We start from the raw sequence: 18103 nt of genomic DNA, 5'->3' as shown, positions 1-18103 counted from the left end.
CCTCCAGGGTCAGGCGCCGACGACGGTGGTGTCGTCGCCGCTCTCGATCGTGTCGTCGTCCGACGTCACGGTGGTGGTGTCGATGTCGGTGATGTTCGTGTCGTTGTCCTGGATGTTCGTGTCGTTGTCCTGGATGCTGGTGTCGTCGTCGGAGACGGTCGTGACGGTGGTGTCGTTGTCCTCGTTGTTGCCGCTGGCGTTGCCGCCCACCGCGATCGCCGAGCCGTCGTCGGCCGTCACGTCGGACAGGTTGGTGGCGTCGCTGCCGTCGCCGAAGGTGACCGCGCTGTCCTCGATCTCGGCGTCCGGCAGGTTGTTGACGTCGCCGTCGCCGAAGTTGAAGACCGACTCGTCGGCGCCACCGTCGACCTGGGCGGTCTGGTTGCCGTCGCCGACCACGGCGTCGTCGAGCTCGTCGGCCACGATGCCGGTGTTCACGCCGGTGTTGACCGCGCCGGAGATGTCGTCGCCGGCCTGCACGGCGCCGTCGCCGGTGTTCGCCTGGCCGAAGTTGTCGCCGTCGATCAGCAGGCCCCCGTCGCCGCTCACCGAGTTGATGTCGCCGTCGACGATCGTGGAGCCGTCGCCGGTGGCCGCGTTCACGTCACCGTCGCCGACCGTGGCGACCGCGCCGTCACCGGTCGCGGCGTTCACCTCGTCGCCGGCCACCGCACCGTCACCGGTCGCGGCGTTCACGTCGCCGCCGCCGGCCACCGCGCCGTCGCCCGACGCGCTGACGTTGGTGGCGTCGATGTCGCCGAAGACGTTGCCGTCCACGTCCAGGTCGAGGCTGTTGTCGGTGATCGTGGTGACGGACAGGTCGAGATTCTGGGTGATCGTCTCGTCGCCCTCGTAGGTGGCGTAGGTGACGTAGTTGAGGTGCTGCACGACGTGCTCGACGGACTGGGTGCCGCCCGTGTGGGCCGGTGCCCCGCCGCCGCCACCGCCGCCGGAGTAGTTGCTCAGCGCCGACCGGGCCTCGGAGGAGACCCCCGGCTCGGTGGCGGCGTCGTTGACGACCGCTGGAACGTCCACGGCCGACAGGTCGACATCGGTGACGCCCTCGGCGGTCAGGGTGCCGCTCGGGTCCTCGGCGTACCGGGCCGCGAAGTCACGGTCGGTGAGCAGGTTGACGACGAAGTCCTTGAGGAGTTCAGCTGCGTTGACGGTCATGATCTCTCCTAGCTCGGTGTGTGTCCCGTTCCTTCATCCGGGCACGGCACCAGCGTGCGACCCGTGACCCGGTCCGGGCATCGGGGTGTCCCCCGTGGTATAGGGGGTGCGCTAGGGGATCCACAGTGTGGTGTCCGAGATCCAACCCAACGGATCGCGGAATCGGTGCAAACGGGCGCTGCCTAGCCGTCCAGCATCTCGCGGAGCATGGCCAGCAGCTCGGCCCGGGTGTTCGCGCCGAGCTTGCCGCGGATCCGTGCCACGTGGTGCTCGACGGTCTTCGGCGCGATGTATAGCTGAGCGCCTATCTCACGGTGCGTGCTCCCGGCCAGGACGAGACGCGCCACGGTGACCTCGCGTTCGGACAGTCCGCCACCACCGCCGGGGCCGTCCGCCTCCGGTTCGGACAGCTCCCGGGCCCGCTCCAGCAGACGCCGCGCGGCTCCCGCGTCGCCGGTCCGGATGGCGGCCTGCCCGGCCAGCCGGGACGCCTCCCACGGCAGCTCAGCGGCGTGCAGATCGTCGGTGGCGGCCAGAACCTCGTCGGTGTCCACGGTTCCCGCCAGCACCTCGGCCCAGCGCCGGGCCGCCACGCACTGCGCCCGCGGGCGGGCCCCGCCGGCCGCGGTCATCCTCGCGGCCGTCTCGGCGGCGGCGTCGACGTCCTCGGTGACGATCGCGGTCTGCAGGCGCAACCAGTCCAGGGCCACCGACCAGGCGGCCGGCCGGCCCAGGCCGGTGACGATGTCGTCGAGCAGGGCCATCACCGGGGCGACCCGGCCGAGCCTGCGGAGCCGGGCCGCGGCCACCACCAGCTCTTCGAGGGGCTCCAGCTGCCAGAGATCGACGGTACGACGGGCCAGCAGCGGCTCGATCCCGGTCCACGCGTCCCGCAGTCCGGCGATGTCGCCGCGCCGCCGGGCGATCCCGGCGGCCAGCGCGGCCCGCAGCAACCGGTCCCGGCCGGGCGGTTCGGCGCCCGGCGGAAACCGCAGCTCGTGCAGGGCGGTGTCGTAGCGGCCCGCCCGCATCCGGGCCCAGGCCAGCAGCAGCCGGTGCCGCTCGTCGGCCGCCGGGCCACCGACCCGGGCCGCCCGCGCCCGGGTGAGCAGATGCTCGGCGGAAGCGGCGTCCCCGGCGGCGACGGCCACCACGGCGGCGATCGCATGCGGCGTGTCCGGCAGCACCATCTGCGGCGACCCGCGTTCGATCGCCTCGGCGGCCTCGATGAGCAGCGGCAACGCCCGCTCCGGATCCGCGGCGGCCAGCACACCTTCAGCAAGCCGAACCAGCCCGGCCGGCACCGGGAGGCCGGTCACGGCCCCTGCCGGAGAACCGGTCACGGCCCCTTCCTGAATGCCCGGCGCGGCCGATGTCGGGGAAACCGACGTGGCCGGAATCGGGCGGCCGAGGGCGACCAGCGCGGGCACCGCGAGAATCGGCCCCGGGCCGCCGGCGGCGAGCAGCAGCTCGGCGGACCGCGCTGCCCGGCCTTCCTGCGCGGCCACCGCCCCGGCGATCAGCTTCTCCCGGGATGTCGTGAGAGTGAGCTGGTCGACGTCGACCGGCAGGCCGAGCAGCGCGCTCGCCTCGGCCCGGCCGGCCGCCAGCTCCGCGGGCCCGGCTCCGGCGTCGGCCGCGTCGTCGAACCAGCCGAGCGCCGCCGCCGGATCGGTGAACCGTAGCCGCTCCCCCGCCGCCCGGTAGACGGTCGCCGCGGCCGGGGTCGCCGCCCGCGCCGCGCGCAATTGACCGGCCGCAGCGACCGGATCGGCGCCGGCCGCCAGCAGCGCGCCGGCCACCGCGTCGTGGATCCGGCGCCGCTCCGCCCCGGGCAGTTCGGCGAGCACTGCCTCGGCCACCGCCGGGATCATCCGCTCGGACGGCAGGAGCAAACCCTCGTCGCGCAGTGTCCGCAACGCGGTGGCCAGCACGGTCAGATCGAGTCGGCAGGCGGCGGCGAGCACCGGGTCGCCGAGATCCAGCCGCAGCGCCAGCACCCGTGCCACGGTGACCGTCGCGTCACCGAGCAGGGCGAACCGCCGCTGCACCCGGGCCAGCAGCGCGGGCGCCACCTCCCCGGCCTCGCGGGGCTGTCCATCGCCACCGGGACCCGGCGGTGCCGTGGCGATCGCGACCACGACCGCCGGAATCCCGCCGGAGGCCTCGTGCACGGCGGCCGCCACCTCGGGCGACACTGGCTGCCCGGTCACCGTGGCCACCAGCCGGGCCACCGCGCCGGCATCCAGCGGGCCGAGCACCTCCACACCGCCGACGGAGGCGGCCTCGTCGAGGCCGGCCAGTTCCGGCCGGTCGATCGTGGGCCGCCGGGAAATCGCCATCGGCACCCCCGCCCGGCACAGCGTGGCCAGTTCTCGGAGGACGACGGAATCCAGCCGGTGAGCGTCGTCGACCACCACCAGCGGCGCGTCCTCGAGCGCGGCGGTCACTCCGCCGGTGAACCACACCGATCCGGTCACCGCCGCGGCCAGCACACGGAGCCGATGGGTACGGCCCGCGCCGTCCACACCGACCACGACCGTCACAGCGCGACTCTACCGGTGCTGTACGTCACTCTGGTTTCCCACAGATCCAGCCGCCGCCCGCCGACTGTCTGCCCATGACCACCAGCAGCATCCGGATCTTCCTGGGCGGCGCGATCGCGGCGGTCGCCGGTCTGATGCTGACGTGGGACACCACGGTCGGCAACGTCCTGTACGTGATCACCTACCTGACCCTGTGCACGATGGCCTGGCTGGCCGTACGCCGGATCCCGCCCGGCCCGGACCGCCGGCCGTGGCAGCTGGCCGCCGCCGCGCCGGCGCTGTGGCTGACCGGCGACATCATCGAACTGGTCTACTACTACCTGGGCGCCGTTCCCCCGGTAGGGGTGGCCGACGCGTTCTGGCTGGCCGGATATCCGGTGCTCGCGGTGGCCCTGACGATGATGGCCCGCCGTCGCGCCCCGAACAATCTGCGCGGCGCCGTCCTGGACGGCCTCACCCTGACGGCGGCCGCCGCCCTGGCGAGCTGGCAGTACCTGATCCTGCCGTACCTCGATTCCGGTCTCGGTCTCGCCGAGACGATCGTGCCGCCGCTCTACCCGGTCGCCAGCGTGGTGTTGCTGGCCGCGGTGCTGTTCATCGCCCTGTCCCCCGGCGACCGGGGTGCGCCGACCCGCCTCATGGTCGGCGCCGTCGGCCTGTACCTGACGATCGACGTGGCCTACAACGTGCTGCCACTGTTCCTGGACTACGCGCTCGTGTCCCGGATCGGCCCGCTCATCCTGCTGGGCAACGCCATGATCATCGCAGCCTGCCTGCACGAGAACCGGGCCGAACTGACCAGCCCCGGGCACAGGGTCCGGCTGCTGCATCCGGCCCGGGTGGTGTTCCTCGGCCTGGCGCTGCTGGCCACGCCGGTGCTGTCGATCTTCCAGGGCAACGCGGTCGCCGGGCTGATCGCCGCCACAATCTGCACCGGGTTCGTGCTGACCCGGTTCACCATCGCGGTCCGCGAACAGGAGAAGGCGCAGGCGCTGCTCGCCTACCAGGCTCGCCACGACACGCTCACCGGGCTGGCCAACCGGGCGGTGCTCACCGACGAACTGGAACGGCGGTCCGGGCCGGTCGCCGTGCTCTACCTGGACCTGGATGGGTTCAAGGAGGTCAACGACAGCCACGGCCACGAGGCGGGTGACATGGTTCTGGCCACGGTCGCGGAGCGGCTGTCGGCCGCCGTACGGTCCACCGACCTGGTGGTCCGCCTAGGCGGCGACGAGTTCGTGCTGTTCTGCCCGAACCTGCCGGAGGCCGAGGCGATCCGCCTGGCCGAGCGGGTGCTCGTCTACGTGTCCCAGCCGATCCCGTTCCGCGACGAGACCCTGGACATCGGTGTCAGCGTCGGTATTGCGGCATACGGCCCGGACGACACGGCCGACGACCACGACGTGCTGCGCAACGCCGACATGGCCATGTACGAGGCGAAGAAGCTGGGCCGAGGCCGCTGGGTGATGGCCGGCGCCACTGAATAACGCCCGTCGCCACTGAGCAATCCCCGTCGCCACTGGGCAATCCCCGGCACCACTGGGCAATGGCCGACTTCCATCGTCCCGCACCCACCAAGCCTCGCGATCTTGGGCGCTCCACCACCGAAAGCGGTGGTGAAGCGTCCAAGATCGACGTTGGATCGGAGCGAGCGACACCGCAACGGCGACCCTGACCGCAACAGCGATCCAACGCCCCGCGCCCATCAGAAACCGCACAGATGTAGGACGCCCTACCACCGAAAACGGTGGTCTAACGCCCAAGATCGCGCCACCGCCACTACCACCGCCGCCGCCCCGGAGGCGAGCACGGCACGGAACCGGACACACCCCGGGAGCGGACACGGCACGGAACCGGGCACGGCACGGAACCGGACACGGCACGGAACCGGACACGGCACGGAACCGGGCACGGCACGGAACCGGACACGGCACGGAACCGGACACGGCACGGAACCGGACACGGCACGGAACCGGACACGGAAGCGAAAGCGGGCACGGGCGCGGCGGTGGGCGCTGTAACCGAAACAGGCCCGGAAGCGAGCGCAGGCACGGAAGTAGGCACCGCGGCGGGCACGGGCACGGAGGCAGGCACCGCAGCGAGCACGGCCGCAATCAAGCATCACAGCAAGCACGGCCGCAATCAGGCACCACAGCTAGCGCGGGCACGCAAGCAGACCCCGGCCATGGGCGCGGGCGCGTTCAGCGGATCGCCTCCGCTCGTGTCCTCGCCTTGGCGATCAGCTCGCGGACCAGCGTCTCGGACCCGTCCATGTTCTCCCAGCCCATGTCGGCGACCACGACGACGACGTCACCGACCCGGGCCACGGCGGCGTAGTGGTTGACCGTGGCCGGTTCCTCGTCGGCGTAGCCGAACCGCTGCCCGATCCGCACCAGCATCGTGTCGCCGTCCGATTCGACGATGTCCCATTTCCGTTGGCCCTCGGCGAGTCCGCCACGGCACTTCTTCAGGGCCGCGTCGATCTCCTGGATCTGCCGGGCCGCGCCGCCGGGCTGGTGCCGGCCGATGAACTGCACGACCACGGTCGGGACGGTTTCCGGCGTGCGGCCGGGGACGACGTACCGTTTCGCCACGGCGGCGGTCCGGGTGGGATCGCTGGGGTAGCGGCCGCCGCACGGGCGCAGTGGCCGCACGTAGGCGTACTCACCCTGGGGAAGGGTTTCCGCCGTCGCACCGCGTACATCGTCGGGTTGCAGCAGGGCCGCGGCCGGAATCCCGGCCGGCGCCGAAGCGGAGACCGTGGGCGCGGCGGCGGCCGCCGGAGCGGAGGCGATCGGCGCGGCGGGCGCCGGATCGGGACCGGAACTGCACGCCGCGATCGCCGCCACCAGAAGCCCGGCGCTCGCGGCCCGGCGGATCCTCGTGTTCGTCATGACCTCCACCTTGCGCCTCTTTGTAAAGTGGTGGCGTACCGCTCGGTAGCGGCTCGTCCAGTCCATCGCGTTGGAGGGTCCGCTCATGTCGATCTCCGTCCGCCCGTTCGCCCGCGGCGACCGGGAGCAGGTCACCAGTCTGGTCAATGCCCACATCGCCGCCGTCGTACCCGGTGTGTCCGTTTCCGTTCAGGCACTGCTGAGCCAGCTGGAACGGGAGCCGGGCGAGTTCATCGTCGACCGCTGGGTCCGGGAACGGATCACGCTGGTCGCCGAGCAGCGCGGCCGTGTGGTGGCCGCCGCCCATCTGATCCGGTACGGCGACGGCCCGGACACCGGTGAGAGGTACCGCAACGCCGGCGAGATCCGGTGGCTGGTGTGCTGGCCGGACGCCCCGTACTGGCCGGATTCGCTGGCCGCCGGCGACGCGCTCGCGGTGGCCTGCCACGCCCAGCTACGGCGGTGGGGGGTGACCCGCCGGTACGCCGACGGCACCCTGCCGGCCCCGGGGGTGTATGGCATTCCGGAGCAGTGGCCGCACATTCGCGCCATCTACCAGCGGATCGGGTTCCGGGACGACGGGCGGGTCGAGATCGTGCTGATCGCCCCGGTGGATCGCCTGGCCCGGCCGGCCCCGCCGGTGGACGGGCTGACCGTCAGCCGCACCGTCGGGATCAACGGCACCCGGATCACCGCGCTGCTGGACGGCGCCGACGTCGGCTACATCGAGGTCGACACGAACCTCGACGCCGGGCCCCGGGTGTCTCGCGTCGGGACGTGGGCCGACGTCGGCAACCTGTGGGTGGAGCCGGATCATCGCCGCAAGCGGATCGGCACCTGGCTGCTCGGGCAGGCCGCCGACTGGCTGGAACTGGGCGGGGCCACGCGTCTGCTCGACTACGCCGACGTGACGGAGGAGGACTACACGGAGTTCCTGACCGCGGCCGGCTTCACCGTGCTGACCCGGACCACCCGGGAGTTCACCGCCCACGGGTAGGAGAATGTGATCATGAAAGTCACCCGGCGGCAGGTCCTCACCCACGGTGTCACGGCCGCCGGGGCGCTCGCGCTCGGCAGCGCCGCCACGCTCGCGGCGGCGAGATGGGCCGGGCAGGGTGCCATTCCGGCTACGGCCGCGCCCGGCGCGCTCCTCGACGACGCGAGCCGGATCAACCCCACAGCGGTACGGGGTGTGCTGTTCGCCGACCCCACGCCGGAGCGGACGGCGCGGACCGTCGCGCCTCTGCTGCGCCGCATCGCGACCGGCGAGGACCCGGCGATGGCGGTCGCCGGCGTCCGCCATTCGATGGGTGGCCAGAGCATGCTGCCCGGCGGCTGGGTGCTCGACACCCGGCCGATGAACCGGATCGACCTGGACCGGTCGGCGGGCGTGGTGCGGGTCGGCGCGGGCGCCACCTGGCGGGAGCTGATCCCGGTGCTGAACGAGGCCGGGTTCTCGCCCAAGGTGATGCAGTCGAACCACGACTTCTCCGTCGGCGGCTCGCTGAGCGTGAACTGCCACGGTTGGCACGCCTCGCACCCACCGATCGCGAGCACCGTACGCCGTCTGCTCCTGCTGACCGCCGAGGGTGACGTGCTCACCTGCTCGCCCACCGAGAACGCCGAGCTCTTCGGCCTCGTCCTGGGCGGTTACGGCCTGTTCGGGGTGATCCTCGAGGCGGACCTGGAGGTCTGGCCGAACGCGATCTACGAGCCGCATTTCGTGTCGGTGCCGACCAGCGAATACGCCGCCCGGTTCGCGGCGGGGACCGCGGAGATGGCGTACGGGCGGCTGTCGGTCGATCCGCTGAGCTTCCTGGAGGAGGCGATCCTGGTCCGTTTCACCCCGAAGCCGGGCACGGCCGGCACGGTTCTGCCGCTGACCCGGCCGGCGGCGCCGGAGTTGCAGCGGGCGATCTTCCGCGGCTCGGCGGGCAGCGGCGTGGGCAAGTCGCTGCGCTGGTCCCTGGAGCGGGAGGCCGCGCCCTGGCTGGCCGCCCCGATGAGCCGCAACACCATCCAGAACCAGCCGGCGGCGGTCTTCGCCGACCGTTCCGAGGAGACCAGCGACATCCTGCACGAGTACTTCGTGCCACGGCAGCGGCTGTGGGAGTTCGTGCGGGCGGCCCGGGACGTGATCACGACCGGCGGCCTGGAGTTGCTCAACGTCACCGTCCGGGACGTCCGCGCCGACACCCGCAGCACCCTGGCCTACGCCCGCGAGGACGTGTTCGGCCTGGTCATGAGCTTCCGGCAGGAACGCAGCGCCCGCGCCGACGACCGCATGCGCGACCTGACCCGGGCGCTGATCGACGCGGCGGCCGCGGTCGGCGGCACGTTCTATCTCCCGTACCGGCTGCACGCGACCGCCGGTCAGGTGCGCCGCGCCTACCCCGGCTGGGACGCCGCGATGGCCGCCAAACGCCGCCTGGACCCGAATCTGGCCTTCCGCAACGGCCTTTTCGAGGCGTACGGCCGCTGAACCGTCACAGGCCGAGGACGGGTTTGCACTCCTCGACGCCGGACAGCGTGATGTCGGTGCGGCGGCGGGCCGCCCAGGCGTCGCGGGTGAGGCGCCAGCGGATCAGTTCGGCGGGTTCGCCGCGGCGGGTGGCCCAGTCGGTGCCGTTGCGGGTGTAGCCGAGGGCCTCGGAGACCCGGTTGGAGGCGTGGTTGTCGGCGAACGCGTCGCTGCCCGCCTCCCGGGCGCCGAACCCCGCGAAGGCCAGGTGCAGGATCGCCGCCCGGGATTCCGTGCCGATCCCGCGGCCGCGGGCCGGCGGCGCCAGCCAGGAGAACGACGTGATCCGGCCGAGCGCCGGGAAGTCGACGGCGATCAGGTCCTGCATGCCGACCGGTTCGCCGTCGTCGCAGATCACGAAGTAGAGCCGCCAGAAGTCGTCGGTGACCCGGGACCGGCCGGACCAGATCCGGCGCATCCAGTTCCACTCGCGGTGCGGGCTCTCGGCGTACAGCGACATCGGATCGTCGAACGGCAGCGGCTCACCGTCGACCAGCACACCGGCCCGGACCACCGGGACGAGCCGTTCCAGCATCTCGTCGGTCGCCGCCGCCAGGGTGATCCGCGGGGTGCGGACCGCGAGGTTGAGCGGCGGGTAGGCGGACGTCACGGCTTGCGGCCGACCGCGGTCCACACGTTGATGTCGGAGCGGTCCGGGATGACCGCGCCCGGTTCCGGCCGCCACTCGCTGGCCGGAACCACGCCGGGGTCGACCAGGTCGAGGCCTTCGAAGAGGTCGGCGAACTCGTCCCGCGGCCGGGTCCACACGTCGGACCGGCCCGACTCGACCAGCTGCCGGTAGAGGGCCTGCTGTTCGGGGGAGCCGAAGTCGCTGGTGGCGTGCGTGGCGACCAGGAAGCTGCCGGAGGGCAGGGCGTCGAGCAGGTCGCTGACGATCCGCTTGGCGGCGCCGTCGCCGTGGACGAAGTGCAGGACCGCGATCAGCATGAGGCCGACCGGCTGCTTCAGGTCGAGGGTGTCGTGCAGGACCGGGTGCGACAGGATCGCGCCAGGGTCGTTGAGATCCGCCTCGATGTACGCGGTCCGCCCCTCCGGGCTGCTGTTGAGCAGGGCACGGGCGTGGACCATGACGAGCGGGTCGTTGTCCACGTACACGATCCGGCTGTCCGGTTGGTGCCGTTGCGCGACCTCGTGGGTGTTGTCGGCGGTCGGCAGGCCGGTGCCGATGTCGAGGAACTGCCGGACGCCGGCCTCGGCGGCGAGAAACCGGGTGGCCCGCTGCAACAGCGCCCGGTTGGCGAGCGCGCCGAGACGCACCTTCGGGAACAGTCGCTCCAGTTCGTCGCCGGACGCGCGGTCGGCGGCGAAGTTGTCCTTGCCGCCGAGCCAGTAGTTGTAGCGGCGGGCGGGGTGTGCCTGGGTCGGGTCGATGCCCCGGGCGGCAGCGGTCCTGTCATCCACGCCCGCCATCTAACACCTATAGATCCACAGTGGCGAGCCGGGGTCGTGGCATCCTTGGCCGGTGCTGGACGCGGCGGGAGCAGAACTGGACCGGATGCGGCGATTCCCGGACGCGTGGCCGGAGTTGCGCCACGAGGCCGCGATCGACGAGGACGGCGACGGCTATGACCGGAACGCCGAGAAGCGGGCGCCGGTGCTGTGGGCGTTGCAGTACGACCGCCGTCCCGGGGATCTCGCGCTGGTCCGCTGGCTGGCCGAACAGGAGGCCGAGGCCGCGTTCCAGGGCCTGACCGAGGAGACCAAGCTGGCCGGTTTCCTGCTGGCCGAATTCCGGCAGACCGACGACGTCTGGCTGCAATGGAAGATCAAGAACGGCAACTACGACACGTGGTGCGGCTACGATGTCGAGTTCCTCTTCGCGGCGGGCGTCGCGGAGACCATCGATGCCGTACGGGCGAGCGCGCACCCCGAACGCGACGCCGCCCTGAAGCTTCTGCTCGGCGACGACGGGCAGCCGATCGTGTCCGCGGCGGAGCTGGCCGAATGGTTCGACGGCCGGCGGTCGTACTTCCCCGCCGATCCGGCCGACGAGGACGAGATCACCTGGCTCGACCGGGCCCGGCTCCTCGACGATCCGGTCCTGGCCCGGCACTGGCTGGACCGGTGGGCCGACGGCCGCCCGCGCGACCGGGACACGCTGACCCTGCTCCGCTACCGGCTGGCGGAATGCGGTTCGTACGCCGAGGCGGCGGCCGCGCAGCGGGAGCTACTCGCCTTCGCCCGCAGCCCGTTCGAGCTGGCGGCCGGGTGGCGGGCCCTGGCCGACCTGGAACGCCGGGCCGGAAACCCGGAGGCCGCGCGGGCCGCCGAAAAGGCGGCCGAATCAGGATGATCGGCGGCTGACCGGACACCACCCGGGCGGTTACGTTACGCACATGCCCGATTACTACGTGGCCTGGTGGAACCTGGAGAACCTCTTCGACGAGGAGAACTCACCCCACCGCACCGAGAAGGTCGCTCGCGCCATCCGCAACGACATCGCCGGATGGACGCCGCAACTGCGCGACCGGAAGATCGCCCAGCTGGCCTCGGTGATCGTCCGGATGAACGACGGCGCCGGCCCGGACCTGCTCGGCGTCTGCGAGGTGGAGAACCGGTTCGTCCTGGACCTGCTCGCCGAGGCCGTGCACACCGGGCTGCCCGCCCGCAAGTACGGCATCGTCCACGCCGACACCGGTGACGCCCGCGGCATCGACGTCGCGTTCCTGTACAACCTGGACCGGTTCGCCGTGCCGGCCGCCGGCGACGTGTTCTTCCACGTGGTGATGCGCCGCAACGCCACCCGCGAGATCGTGCAGGTCAACTTCCGGACCACCACCGGGCAGACCCTGGTGGTGTTCGGCAACCACTGGCCGTCCCGCTCCGGTGGCCAGTTCGAGTCGGCCGGGTACCGGCACATCGCCGGCGAGACGCTGGCCTACTTCCACTCCCGGGCCCTGGAGGTCCTCGGCCCCGGCACACCGGCCCTGGCGATGGGCGACTTCAACGACGAGCCGTTCGACGTGTCGATGGTGAAGCACGCGCTGAGCACCCGGCAGCGGCGGCGGGTGATCGAGGCGGACACCCCGCGCCTGTGGAACCTGATGTGGCCGGAGACCGGCGTCCCGGACGGCAGCTTCTACTTCGAGAACGAGCCCAACCAGCTCGACCAGTTCCTGGTCAACGTCAACATGGCCGGCGAGACGGACCCGCTGCGGGTCGATCCGGCCTCGGTGCGGGTGCTGCGTTTCCCGGAGACCGTCGACACCGGCGTCTACCCGAAGCCGCGCCCGTTCGGCGGCATGGGCCACGACGTCGACGTCACCGGCTTCTCCGACCACTTCCCGATCGGCATGCGGGTCACCGAGACGGTCTGAGGCGGCGGGCGACGTCAGTCGTCGAGACCGGCGAGGATGTCGAGGAGACGGTCCACCTCGTCGACCGTGTTGTAGACGTGCAGGCTCACCCGTACCGATGAGGTCTTCTCGCCCTGATGGGCCTGGCAGTGGCCGTCGGAGCGGACCATGAACCCCTCCGCGGCCAGGATGAATCCGAGGTCGTTGGAGCCGATGGCGTGGTGGCGGAAGGTCACGATGCCGTGCCGCTGCTGCACCGGCGAGTCGGCGGCCAGGCTCCGCTGGCAGCCCAGCACCTCGTAGGCGGGCAGTTTGCGCAGGCCGTCGGTGAGCCGGGCGCCGAGTGCCACGGTCCAGCTGGCGATCCGGGCGAGTCCCGCCGCATCCAGCCAGTCGAGCGCCGCCACGAGGGAGACGATCCCGCTGGTGTTGGGCGTGCCGCTCCAGCCGCCTGGCGAGAAGCGGGTGCCCCGCCGGTTGGCCGCCCACAGCACGCCGGTGCCGGGCAGCGCCATCGCCTTGTGGCCGGAGAACACCACGAAGTCGGCGTCCATCGCGGCCACGTCGACCGGCAGGTGGCCGACGCTCTGCGCGGCGTCCACGCTGATCACCACGTCCGGTCCGACGGCGGCGCGGAGGCGGGCCAGGTTCATGTCGCCGCCGTAGACGTGGTGCACGTGCGTGGTGGCGATGAACCGGGTCCGTTCGGTGATCAGGCCCCGCAGCGCCCGCGTGTCGTAGTCGTGTGCCGCGTCGTAGGGCATCTCCCGCACCGCGACCCGGACCCCCTGCCGGGCCAGCAGGTCCACCGCCTCCTGCCAGGGCATCGTGTTGGCGGTGTGGTCGGCGAACGGCACGATGATCTCGTCGCCGTCGCGGAGTTCGTGGACCAGCCAGTCGCGGGCGACCGTCCGCAGCCCCTCGGTCGTGCCGTTCACGAAGTGCACGCCGGACCGCGACGGCGACGGGTCGCCGAGGAACGCCGACACCCGTTCCCGGGCCTGGTCGATCAGGGCCGTGGTGCGGTTGGCCCACCGGTAGGTGCCCCGTCCGGCGTTGGCGTTCTCGCTGGTCAGATAGCCGGTGACGGCGTCCAGGACGGCCTGTGGCTTCTGGGCGGTGGCCGCGCTGTCCAGATAGACCTGCCCGGGTTCGGCGACGAGGATGGGGAACTGCTCCCGCAGGCCCTCCTGCCAGCACCGCAGTTCGTCGGGGAACACGGTCAGTCCCGAACCAGTTCCGCGCCGGCGTCGCGCCAGGCGATCACCCCGCCGGACAGGGAACGGGCGTCCGGGTGGCCCATCCGGGTGAGCAGGGCGGCGTACCGGGCCGATTTCTCCCCCACCGGGCAGACCAGCAGCACCGGGCGGCGGCGGCTGAACGGCAGCCCGCCGCGCAGCATCTCCTCGAACAGGTCGTCGACGATGTTGACCGACCCGTCCAGGTGCAGGGCCCGGTACGCGAACGGGCTGCGCAGGTCCACGATCAGCGGCTGCTCCTGCTCGATCCACTCTCGCGCCCCGGCGACGTCGACGGTCCGGGCGGCGGCCAGCTCGTCACCGGTGAGGGTGCGCACCGAGTGGGCGCGGGCCGGCTGCCGGAACAGTTCGGGACGCCGTTCCCGGAGGTAGCTCAGGTAGCTCTCGACCCGGTCGCAGACGATGAACACCGCGGTACGCCGTTCGGTCAGCTCCGCGTCCACCCCGCGCAGGTAGCGGACCGCCCCCTGGTAGGCGCCGCCCCCGGTGGGCCCGGCCAGGGTGCCGCACCGGCGGACCAGGGTGAGCAGCCCGTCGATCGCCTCGTCCGAGCTGACCGCCTCGATCGTGTCGTACACCTGCGGGTCGAAGAGACCGACCTCGTGCACCTCGTCGATGTCGCGGATCCCCGGGATGAAGTCGGACTTCCCGGCGACCAGCCCGACCACGGTCACGTTCGGGTCGTGGCGGCGCAGCGCCCGGGCCACCCCGGTGGACGACCCGGCCGTGCCGACGCAGGCGATGAAGTAGTCCGGCGCCCGCCCGCCCAGATCGGCGATGATCTCCGGTCCGGTGCCGCGCAGGTGCGCCTGCACGTTGAGATCGTTGAAGTACTGGTCGGTGTGCAGGTAACCGCCGCCGGCCGCCGACACGGTGTGGTACATCCGGGTCAGCGGATCGTCGGTGTCCGCCGGATCCAGGCACTCGGACCGGCCGGGCAGCTCGTCGATCTGCGCGCCGAGCAGCAGCAACAGATCCTTGACCTCGGGAATCCGCATCCGGTTGGTGACGCTGCGGAAGGCCAGCCCGTGCATCCCGGCGATCACCGCGAGCGCCTTGGCGGTGTTGCCGCTGGACAGCTCCACCACGGTGTCGCCACGGTCGGCCGCGTCGGCGAGCCGGTGGCGGACCATGTTCCACGCGGCCCGGTCCTTCACCGACCCGAACGGGTTGTACAGCTCCATCTTGGCGTACAGGTCGATGTGGCGCAGGCCGTGCACGGCCTCGTCGATGCGCACCAGTGGGGTGTCGCCGATGATGTCGGTGACGCTGTCGTACCTCACCCGGTCTCCTCCCGGCCCGTCACGGGCCAGTACCGCTCGTCCAGGCACCACCGCCAGTCGCCGCCGTGCCGCCAGGCGGCCACCGTGCGGGCGGTGGGCTGCATCAGCGCGCTCCCGGCGCTGAAATCCATCAGGTAGCCGGCCGTGTTCGCGAACACCAGCAGGTCACCGGCGCGCGGCGGGCGCGGCAGAGGCACCCGGCGCCGGGTGATCAGGTCGGCTTCCAGGCACAGGTTGCCGGCCAGATGGACCCCCACCGGGCCGTCGTCCGGCCGCGGCTCTCCGCGGGGCACGAGGATCGGATCCATCAGTACGCCGTGCGCCTCCAGCGCGACGTCGTTGCTGTTCGCGGCCACCCGGACCAGCCCGTCGCGCACCTCCTCCACCCGGGTCAGGACCGCGCCGCACTGGTCGAGCAGTGCCCGGCCGGGTTCGAGGTGCAGGTCGTAGAGATTGTCCAGGACCAGCGAGCCGAGTGGCCGGCGGTGCGCCGTCGACGCGGTGGCGAGAAGCCGGTCCAGATAGGCCGGTCCGGCCACCGCCCGGTAGGCGGGGTAGACCGCCAGGACCCCGCGCAGCCGGCCGCCCTCGTTGCGCAGCCCGTAGCCGTGCCCGTCCCAGGTGATCGGCGGCCGCTGCCCGAGGACCGCGCCGGTCAGCTCGGTGGTCCACGCCTCCCACTCCCGGCTGTCGGCCAGGTAGTTGACGCCGAACCCGCCACCGACGTCGATCGCCCGGGGGCTCAGGCCGCGCCGCTGTGCCTCGGCCATCGCCTCCAGGCAGCCCTCCAGCGCGGCGGCCTTCTCCGGCAGCCCGTTGGTGTCCAGGTGGTAGGCGGCGCCGTGGAAGTCGAGCTGATCGCGGTGCTCGTCCAGCACCGCCCAGAGCGGGTCGAGATCGGAGACCGGTACGCCGAAGCGGCTGGCCCGGCTCAGCACGGTGGTCCCGGTGGAGGCGAACCCGGAGAGCCGGGCCATCACCCGCACCCGGGGCAGGCCGTGTGCCGCCACCATGCCGGCCAGCTCGGCCAGTTCCGGCACCGAGTCGGCGCCGACGGTCACCCCGGTGCGCGCGGCCAGCCACAGGAACTCGCGGCTCTTCGGCCCGGTCGCCATGATCCGGGCGGGGCCGAGGCCGGCGCCGAGCGCGTGCTGCAGCTCCCCCAGTGAGGCCACGTCGATCCCGGCGCCGGTGGTGGCCAGTGCCCGGACGAGGGCGCTGGACCGGTTCGCCTTGTGCGCGAAGTAGACGGTGCCGCCCAGATCGTACGCCCGAAGGGTGGTTTCGAAGTCGCGCACGTTGCCGGCGAGCCGGTCCGGCAGCACCAGATTCAGCGGTGAGCCGAGGGTGTCGACCATCCGGTGGAGGGTGTCGTGACTGTCGAGGATGGACCGCAGATCGCCGTCGACGCGCGGTTGGAGACTTGGCGCCATCTACACTCCCGCCCGACCGCGCTCAGCGCCGGTCCATCCCAACGTAATCGATGAGCCGGGCTCGACGTAACCTTCCGAACGCATAGTATAACGAAAATCGTTTTCAGTAAGCTTCTTCCGGAGGACACGCGCCGACCGCTATGCTCGGCCGCACTCCTACACCGGCGATGAGCAGGAAGATGACGACCGTCACCCCGTTGTTCGGATTCTGGCCGCACGTCACCGGCACGGTGGCGGCCCGGCTGCTGGCCGACCGGCCGTCGCGGCTGATCACCTGGTCCACCCTCGACGATCTGCTGGCGATCGCCGGCCGGCACGACGGCGACCTGCTCGTGGTGTTCCCGGAGACCGGCGAGCCGGACCGCCTGCGCCTCGACTGGGCCACCGCCGATCCGCCGCCGGGCGTGTCGCTCGGCCGGACCGTCACCGCGGTCGCCGCCGACCTGCTGCTCGACGCGCTGACCGACGAGACCGTCCTGCCCGAGACCGGCGACGGCCGCGGCATCGGCGACATCGTGGCCCATCAGATCGAGCAGGCCGACACGATCGTCCTGGCCGACCTGCCCGACGACGACCCGTGGGAGGCCGACCGGCTGCGCGTCCTGCTGCACCGGCTCGCCCCGTGGGCGGCCGTGCTCACCGCCGCCGACACCCACCCGCCCGCCGTGGCCCACCGTCCGGTCCCGCTCACCCCGGTCACCCGGGGCCTGCGCGGCCGCCCGGTCGGCCTGCACGAGCCGCTACCCGTCAACGGCGTCGTCTCGTCCGTCTTCAAGGCCCGCCGCCCGTTCCACCCGGAGCGCCTGCACGCGGCCCTCGACGACGTGATCGACCAGGTGCTGCGCTCCCGCGGCCACCTCTGGCTGGCCAGCCGCCCCGAACTGGTGATGTCCTGGGAGTCGGCGGCCACCCCGCACCTGGCCCCGGCGAGCGTCTGGCTGGCCGGGCTGAGCGACGAGGCGTGGCGGACCGTCCACGCCGAACGCCGGATCGCCGCCGACCTGGACTGGGACCCCTACTACGGCGACCGCCACCACCACCTGGCGTTCATCGGCTTCGACCTGGACCCGGTCCGCCTGCACCGCACCCTGACCGCCTGCCTGCTCACCGACGAGGAGCTCTCCCGCGGCGAGGCCGGGTGGCGCCGGCTGCCGGACCCGTTCCCGCGCACCTCCACCGGCGGGCTCACCGTGCGGGTGGATCCGCCACCTCACCCAGCTTGAGCACGAAGCGGCGCCAGTCCTCCCGGCTGTCGGTGAACCCGAGGCTCTCGTAGAACAGGTGCGCCGGATGCCGGTGACTGCTGCTGGTCACCTCCAGGAACAGGCACCCGGCCGCCCGCGCCCGCTCCTCGGCCGCCCGGATCAGCATCCGCCCGACCCCGCGGCCGCGGCTGGCCTCGTCGACGACCAGCGCCGCGAGCCGCCCGAACTTGCCGGTGACCTCGAGCAGCGGGGTGACGTGCAGCGCCGCCACGCCCACCAGGACGCCGTCGTCGTCGGCGCCGAGCAGCGCGCCGGCCCGGTCGCCCAGCCAGTAGTCGAGGCGATGGCGGACGTCACGCTCGGTCGACGGGAACCCGAGCTGCTCGAGGAGCACGGCGAGGCGGGCCACGTCGCCCTGATGGATGGGCCGGATGTGCATGACCAAGACCATAGGGCGGTGTTCGCTGTGATC

The 18103-nt window shown here is 72.2% G+C and carries 15 protein-coding genes; 6 read left to right on the top strand and 9 right to left on the bottom strand.

Annotation, left to right across the window (positions count from 1 at the left end):
* Positions 1-9: 9 nt before the first annotated feature.
* Both J5X75_RS07655 and J5X75_RS07650 read right to left on the bottom strand, forming a co-directional pair.
* A complete protein-coding gene (locus J5X75_RS07655) occupies positions 10-1173 on the bottom strand; it encodes a hypothetical protein (protein ID WP_208466607.1) in 1164 nt (387 codons plus the stop codon).
* A 182-nt stretch (positions 1174-1355) separates the two neighbouring features.
* Complete coding sequence (locus tag J5X75_RS07650) at positions 1356-3719, bottom strand: helix-turn-helix transcriptional regulator (RefSeq protein WP_208466606.1); 2364 nt, start codon at positions 3717-3719, stop codon at positions 1356-1358.
* 74 nt (positions 3720-3793) lie between these two features.
* On the opposite strand from J5X75_RS07650, the gene J5X75_RS07645 reads away from it, so the two are divergent.
* Positions 3794-5206 (top strand): GGDEF domain-containing protein, encoded by a 1413-nt coding sequence (locus tag J5X75_RS07645; RefSeq protein WP_208466605.1) that lies wholly within the window; start codon positions 3794-3796, stop codon positions 5204-5206.
* 714 nt (positions 5207-5920) lie between these two features.
* Here J5X75_RS07645 and J5X75_RS07640 read toward each other — a convergent pair.
* Complete coding sequence (locus tag J5X75_RS07640) at positions 5921-6613, bottom strand: hypothetical protein (RefSeq protein WP_208466604.1); 693 nt, start codon at positions 6611-6613, stop codon at positions 5921-5923.
* An 85-nt stretch (positions 6614-6698) separates the two neighbouring features.
* Here J5X75_RS07640 and J5X75_RS07635 point away from each other — a divergent pair, with 85 nt between their 5' ends.
* Positions 6699-7610, top strand: coding sequence for a GNAT family N-acetyltransferase (locus J5X75_RS07635; protein ID WP_208466603.1), 912 nt, complete (start codon positions 6699-6701; stop codon positions 7608-7610).
* A 12-nt stretch (positions 7611-7622) separates the two neighbouring features.
* Positions 7623-9095, top strand: a complete 1473-nt coding sequence (locus J5X75_RS07630) for an FAD-binding oxidoreductase (RefSeq protein WP_208466602.1) — start codon at positions 7623-7625, stop codon at positions 9093-9095.
* Positions 9096-9099: 4 nt separating this feature from the next.
* On the opposite strand, the gene J5X75_RS07625 is transcribed toward J5X75_RS07630, so the two are convergent.
* Together J5X75_RS07625 and J5X75_RS07620 are read right to left on the bottom strand one after the other, a co-directional pair.
* Entirely contained in the window at positions 9100-9744 is a 645-nt protein-coding gene (locus J5X75_RS07625) for a GNAT family N-acetyltransferase (protein WP_307797970.1), read from the bottom strand.
* Positions 9741-10565, bottom strand: a complete 825-nt coding sequence (locus tag J5X75_RS07620) for an SAM-dependent methyltransferase (RefSeq protein ID WP_208466600.1) — start codon at positions 10563-10565, stop codon at positions 9741-9743. Before J5X75_RS07620 ends, J5X75_RS07625 begins: the two co-directional genes overlap by 4 nt.
* Positions 10566-10617: 52 nt before the next feature.
* Here J5X75_RS07620 and J5X75_RS07615 point away from each other — a divergent pair, with 52 nt between their 5' ends.
* Entirely contained in the window at positions 10618-11448 is an 831-nt protein-coding gene (locus J5X75_RS07615) for a hypothetical protein (protein WP_208466599.1), read from the top strand.
* 43 nt (positions 11449-11491) lie between these two features.
* Positions 11492-12472 carry an endonuclease/exonuclease/phosphatase family protein gene (locus J5X75_RS07610; protein ID WP_208466598.1) on the top strand — a complete coding sequence of 327 codons (981 nt, stop codon included), beginning with the start codon at positions 11492-11494 and terminating at the stop codon, positions 12470-12472.
* 14 nt (positions 12473-12486) lie between these two features.
* Here the strand turns inward: J5X75_RS07610 and J5X75_RS07605 are convergent, their stop codons facing one another.
* Genes J5X75_RS07605 through J5X75_RS07595 form a run of 3 tightly spaced genes read right to left on the bottom strand, consistent with a single transcriptional unit; the run spans position 12487 to position 16426 of the window.
* The gene (locus J5X75_RS07605) at positions 12487-13671 is read right to left on the bottom strand and encodes an aminotransferase class V-fold PLP-dependent enzyme (protein ID WP_208466597.1); all 1185 of its coding nucleotides are present in this window, start codon (positions 13669-13671) and stop codon (positions 12487-12489) included.
* Positions 13672-13673: 2 nt separating this feature from the next.
* Positions 13674-14993 carry a pyridoxal-phosphate dependent enzyme gene (locus J5X75_RS07600; RefSeq protein ID WP_208466596.1) on the bottom strand — a complete coding sequence of 440 codons (1320 nt, stop codon included), beginning with the start codon at positions 14991-14993 and terminating at the stop codon, positions 13674-13676.
* Positions 14990-16426, bottom strand: coding sequence for a type III PLP-dependent enzyme domain-containing protein (locus tag J5X75_RS07595; protein ID WP_208466595.1), 1437 nt, complete (start codon positions 16424-16426; stop codon positions 14990-14992). Before J5X75_RS07595 ends, J5X75_RS07600 begins: the two co-directional genes overlap by 4 nt.
* Positions 16427-16605: 179 nt before the next feature.
* Between J5X75_RS07595 and J5X75_RS45360 the strand changes: the two genes are divergently transcribed.
* Entirely contained in the window at positions 16606-17649 is a 1044-nt protein-coding gene (locus tag J5X75_RS45360; RefSeq protein WP_208466594.1) for a GTP-binding protein, read from the top strand.
* Here J5X75_RS45360 and J5X75_RS07585 read toward each other — a convergent pair.
* Positions 17612-18070: a GNAT family N-acetyltransferase gene (locus J5X75_RS07585; RefSeq protein ID WP_208466593.1), complete on the bottom strand. Its 459-nt coding sequence runs from the start codon at positions 18068-18070 to the stop codon at positions 17612-17614. The genes J5X75_RS45360 and J5X75_RS07585 overlap by 38 nt on opposite strands.
* Positions 18071-18103: the final 33 nt, after the last annotated feature.

It is taken from the genome of Actinoplanes flavus (assembly GCF_017592555.1).
In the GTDB taxonomy this organism is placed as follows: domain Bacteria; phylum Actinomycetota; class Actinomycetes; order Mycobacteriales; family Micromonosporaceae; genus Actinoplanes; species Actinoplanes flavus.
The sequence above is the reverse complement of the archived record's forward strand: the minus strand, read 5'-3'. Positions and strand labels throughout refer to the sequence as shown.